General features: G+C 75.0%; 2 protein-coding genes. One reads left to right on the top strand and one right to left on the bottom strand.

From position 1 onward, the window contains the following. Window positions 1–226: 226 nt before the first annotated feature. Complete coding sequence (locus tag ACFV4F_RS41430) at window positions 227–3,286, bottom strand: AAA family ATPase (RefSeq protein ID WP_380510850.1); 3,060 nt, start codon at window positions 3,284–3,286, stop codon at window positions 227–229. A gap of 551 nt (window positions 3,287–3,837) precedes the next feature. On the opposite strand from ACFV4F_RS41430, the gene ACFV4F_RS41425 reads away from it, so the two are divergent. Next, the coding region (locus tag ACFV4F_RS41425) for an acetyl-coenzyme A synthetase N-terminal domain-containing protein (RefSeq protein ID WP_380510847.1) at window positions 3,838–4,337 on the top strand (500 nt) is incomplete at its 3' end.

Here is a 4,337-nt window from a genome sequence, read left to right as displayed (position 1 = left end):
GGGCGGCGCGTGCGTGGGGGCCGAGCGGTGCTCCCACTCCAGTGGGGGCGGGTGTTCGTCTGGGCTCTGTCTGTGTGCGCCGCCCCGGGGGGGGGCCCCCCCCCGTGACCGGGGCGGTATGGACAGAGGGCAGCCGCACGAGGGCTGCCCAAGAGACGACCGTGGAACGACGATTCCCCCTCCCGTCCGCCAGGTGATCCGGGCCGCCGGGCGGACGGGAGAAGCGTCAGGTGCCGGACGCCTCGGGCCGGGTCGGCGGCGGGCCTGGGCGTTGGTCCGCCGCCGGGACCAGAGGCGCCGAGACCGGGTCCGCTGGGACTGGGTCCGCCGGAGCCGGGGGTGCCAGGGCCGTGGCCAGTCCCGCTCGGCCGTCGATGGCCAGCTTCCCGTAGACGTTGGTGAGGTGGACCTCCACGGTGCGCAGGCCGACGAAGAGGTGCTGGGCTATCCCGCGGTTGGTCATGCCCTGGAGGGCGAGGTCCGCGACGCGCCGCTCGGTCGGGGTGAGGGCGTTCACCCCGTGGAACGTGCGGGTGCGCGGACGGTCGCCGACGGCGCGGAGTTCCGCGAGTGCCAGGTCCACGAGCGGGGCCGCTCCGCACTCGTCGGCGACGCTGGCGGCCCGTTGCAGGCAGGTGCGGGCCTCGGGCAGTCGCCCGGCCTTCCGGGCGAGGATGCCGCAGTCGACGAGCGCCTGGGCGTACCGCAGGCGTGCGGGTGCGTCTTCGAGGAGGCCGACCGCCTCGCGCAGCAGTTCCAGCCCTTCCACGCCCCCGAGGACCACGCCCAGCGCGGTCAGGGCGGTGCCCACCGTCTCCGGCACTCCCCAGGCCCGCGCCAGTCCGAGCTCCTCCTCCGCCAGGGACCGGGCCGCCTCGCCGCGCCGCAGCGCCGCCTGGACCAGCGCCGCCTCGGAACGCCATGTGTGGAAGCCGGGGCCGGACATCCCGCGGGCGAGTGCTCGTTCACCGCAGCGGAGGAAGTCGGCGAGGCCCTCGTCCAGCCGCCCCTGCGCGACCCGCAGCCGGCCGCGGACCATCAGGACGTGGTCGTTGACCCAGTTGGCGTTCAACTCACCCGCGAGCCCGGCACGTCGGAGAAGATCCTCGGCTTCCTCCGGCCTTCCCCGCCGGATGAGCGAGTCCATCGACGTCGCGGTCGCGAAGACGGCGACGCTGTGCGCTGGCCCGATGTCGATCGCCCGCAGTTCCTCCAGTGCCGAGGCCGCGTCCGCCTGGCTGTCCGCGAGGCGCCCCACCCGTCCCGCCAGGTTCGCGCGCACGCTGAGCGCCTGGAGGCGACCGAGCGCGGAGCCGCGGGCCCGTGCCTGCCGCACGGCGGCGTCCGCGTGCTCCAGCGCCGCCACCGTCTCGCCGGCCGCCCGCAGGGCGACCAGGGCGTCGTAGTAGACGAAGGACTCGTCCGACAGCGGGTCCGCCCCCTCCCCCAGGGCCAGTTCGGCGAGGCTCACGACCTCCTCCGGGCACCGGCCGACCATGGCCGCGCGCAGGCTCAGCAGCGCGGCCAGCGGCCGCCGGACGCCGGTGTCCGGCGCATCGAGGACGTTCAGCTCCATCAGCCGCTCCACGGCGTCCGGGGCGGAGGCCAGGTTGGTCAGGGCGATGTGGATGCGGTCGATCTCCAGGCGCAGGGCGTCGGCGGGGTCCGCCTCCCGGATGTGTTCGCTGGTGCGCCGGAGGACCTCCAGCGCCTCCGGGTAGCGGTCCACGGCCAGCATCGCGCCGGCCAGTCTGCGCGCCACCTCGGTCCGCTCGACCGGGTCCTGGGACAGCCGGAGACTGCTCTCCAGGCTTCGGACGGCCACCGGAACGCTGGAGGCGAGCTCCAGCCGGCCGAGCGAGGCCAGCAGCCCGGCCCGTGACTCCTCTCCGGTCTCCTCCCGCAGCGCACGCCGCAGGTACGCCGCGGCCGCTGCGGTCCGGCCCTCCTCGGCCGCCCCTTCGGCGGCCCGGGCCAGGACCTCCGGTGCCCACGCCTCGCCCCGGGGGCCGGGCAGGAGGTGGACGGCGATCCGCTGCGCCGAGGCACCGCGCGCCCGCAGGAAGCGGGCGGCACCGCGGTGGAGTGCCATCCGCCGGCTGGGCAGCACCGTGGAGGCCACGGCCGCGGCGAGGGCCGCGCAGCCGAAGGCCGTCCCTTCCTCCCCGGCGCGGGTCAGGTACTCGGCCCGCACCAGTGCGTGCAGGGCGTCCGCCAGCTGCGGTTCGGCGAGGCCGGTGGCCTCGACCAGCAGGTCGACGCTCAGATCTGCGCCGGGGCCTGTGCTCGGGCTGCCGATCGGGCCCACGCCGAGGACGGCGGCGGCCGTCGCCACCGTCGCGGCATGCGGCGCCAGTGCCTCCATCCGCGCGAGCACGGCCGGGCCCACGTCGGTCGGGACGTACTCGGTGATCCGTGCCGCCAGGTCCTCTTCGGTGCGCCGAGGGTCGGTGTGCTGCGGGCCGGTGTGCTGCGGGCCGGTGTACTGCAGGTCGGTGTACTGCGGGCCGGTGTACTGCACGTCAGTGTGATGCGGGTCAGCGGCACGGAGTCCGCGCAGCAGGGCGCGGAGCAGCAGCGGGTTGCCGCCGGTGGCCTCCCGGCAGGCCGTGGTCACGGCCCGGCCCGGGTGCCTGCCGAGGACGTCCTCGGCCAGCGCCTCGACCGCGTCCTCGGCGAGGCCGCCCAGCGTCATCCGGTGCCGGAACAGCGGCACGACGTCGGCGAGGACGTCCGTGTTCGCGTGCGTCCCCTCCTCCCCGAGCGTGGCGAGGAGGACCAGGGGCAGCTCGGCACCGCGCCGCAGCACGTAGCGCAGCCAGCGCAGCGAACGGGCGTCGGCCCGCTGGAGGTCGTCGACGGCCAGCACCAGGCGCCTGCCGTCCGTCGACCGGACCAACCGCCGGTACAGGTCGTCGAGCGCCACCGGTTCGGGGGCGGACGCCCAGAGCGCGGCCGGTGCCGGTTCGGCCCACGGCGTCAGGTGGTCGAAGAACCGGCGGACCATGCCGAACGGGAGCTCGCGTTCGAGCGGATCGAGCGCCGCCGACAGCACGAGGACGTCCGGGTCCTCACGGACGCCGGCCAGTGCCTCCCGCAGCAGTTCCGTCTTCCCGCTGCCCCAGGCTCCGCCGAGCAGGACGGAGACGCAGCCGTCTCCCCCGGCGGCGAGCAGGTGCCGGAGCACCTCCGACTCGCGCGCGCGGCCGCGCAGGACGGGCAGCACGAGCGGCACGTCCGGCACGTCCGGCACGTGCGGCGCTGCCGCGTCACCGAGATCGATCACTGTTGGGCTTGTCGCCATGTCACACCAGGGCTGTCCGTCTGCGGAGCGCCGCCGTCCTCCGAGGCCGGGAGGGCCGCGGAGGAGCAGGGTGACGCTGTGGAACCGGAGCGGCGGAGGACGCGGCCACGCGGACCTCGCGCCACCACGACCGGACCGGGCCGCTCATGGGTCGATTCTCACCCGCGCGCGTCAACGTCTTGTCAACGTCCTGTCAGCACCCCATCGGCAACCGGTCGGCACCCCGCCGGCGCCGTCGGCCGGGCTGCTCCTGCGGCGCGGGGCGCGTCCGCCCGACCTTTCGGTACCGCCCGTCATGTTCCGGTGGGCGGTCCGGCTCTAGCGTGGTGCGGCCGGGTGGTTCGCCGTCAGTGCCCGCTCGGGCGCTGGGAGCCCGCGTGCCGAGCGTGTCGCGTACGGGCCGGCCGGACCCGCCTCCGTCCCCCGCACCGCCGCCACGGGACCACCGCCACGGACCCACCCCGGCGACGTCCGAACCGGCAGGAGCCGGAGGACGCCGGAAGACGCAATGAAGAAGCAAGAGGAGAAAGTCGTTGAGCAACGAGAGCCTGGCCAACCTGCTCAAGGAGGAGCGTCGTTTCGCTCCCCCGGCAGAGCTCGCCGCAGCGGCCAACGTCACCGCGGCCGCGTACGCGCAGGCCTCCGAGGACCGCCTGGGCTTCTGGGCCGAGCAGGCCCGCCGCCTGGACTGGGCCACCGAACCCACCCAGACCCTGGACTGGTCGAACCCCCCGTTCGCCACCTGGTTCGCCGACGGCACCCTCAACGTCGCCTACAACTGCGTCGACCGCCACGTCGAGAGCGGCCTCGGCGACCGCGTCGCCATCCACTTCGAAGGCGAACCCGGCGACAGCCGCTCCATCACCTACGCCCAGCTCAAGGACGAGGTCTCCCAGGCCGCCAACGCCCTGCTCGAACTCGGCGTCACCAAGGGCGACCGCGTCGCCATCTACCTCCCGATGATCGCCGAAGCCGTCATCGCCATGCTCGCCTGCGCCCGCATCGGCGCCACCCACTCCGTCGTCTTCGGCGG

Source organism: Kitasatospora sp. NPDC059722 (assembly GCF_042733235.1).
Lineage (GTDB): Bacteria > Actinomycetota > Actinomycetes > Streptomycetales > Streptomycetaceae > Kitasatospora.
The sequence above is the reverse complement of the archived record's forward strand: the minus strand, read 5'-3'. Positions and strand labels throughout refer to the sequence as shown.